Origin of the sequence: Streptomyces niphimycinicus, assembly GCF_018883605.1 — a bacterium.
Taxonomy (GTDB): domain Bacteria; phylum Actinomycetota; class Actinomycetes; order Streptomycetales; family Streptomycetaceae; genus Streptomyces; species Streptomyces niphimycinicus.
Genome location: NZ_JAHLEM010001048.1, coordinates 1 through 901 on the forward strand (window position 1 = coordinate 1; position 901 = coordinate 901).

The window sequence follows — 901 nt, forward strand, 5'->3', positions numbered from 1 at the left end:
CCCAGCAACAATGGCCGACCCGGATCCCGATCCTGACCGTACGTGGCCAACAACGCCTGCGCCTCGATCGGATCACCCAACGCCGTGCCCGTGCCGTGCGCCTCGACCGCATCGATCTCCGACGCCGAAAGTCCGGCGCTCGCCAGCGCCTGCCGGATCACCCGCTGCTGCGATGGACCATTCGGCGCCGTCAACCCATTCGACGCACCATCCTGATTCACCGCAGAACCCCGCACCACCGCCAACACCCGATGCCCATTGCGCTCAGCATCAGACAACCGCTCCACCAGCAGCAGTCCCACGCCCTCCGACCAACCCGTCCCATCCGCACCAGCGGCAAAGGACTTGCACCGCCCATCGGAAGCCAGCCCACCCTGACGCGAGAACTCCACGAAGGCGGTGGGTGTCGCCATCACCGTGACACCGCCCGCAAGCGCCAGCGAGCACTCACCGTTCCGCAGCGCCTGCACCGCCAGATGCAACGCCACCAGCGACGACGAACACGCCGTATCCACCGTCACCGCCGGACCCTCAAGCCCGAGCGTGTACGACACCCGACCCGAAATGACACTGCCCGAACTGCCGGTGAGGAAGTAGCCTTCCGATGCGTCGGCGGCGCCGTAGCCCTGCGGGGAAGCCCCCACGAACACGCCCGTCCGACTGCCCCGGACCGAGGCGACCGGGACACCTGCCCGTTCGAACGCCTCCCATGCCGCGTGCAGCAGCAGCCGCTGCTGCGGGTCCATCGCCAGCGCCTCACGCGGCGAGATCCCGAACAGGCCGGGATCGAACTCGCCCGCATCGTGAACGAATCCACCGACACGCTCATACGACGTGCCCGACTCCCCCGCAGCCGTGTCGAAGAGGCCGGTCAGATCCCATCCGCGGTCCGCCGGGAAGG

1 protein-coding gene is annotated in these 901 nt (G+C 68.4%); it reads right to left on the reverse strand.

Annotated elements, in window-relative coordinates; all coding sequences use genetic code 11:
• A partial coding sequence (locus KN815_RS47380) for a beta-ketoacyl synthase N-terminal-like domain-containing protein (protein ID WP_216347954.1) occupies window positions 1-901 on the reverse strand: 901 nt, incomplete at both ends.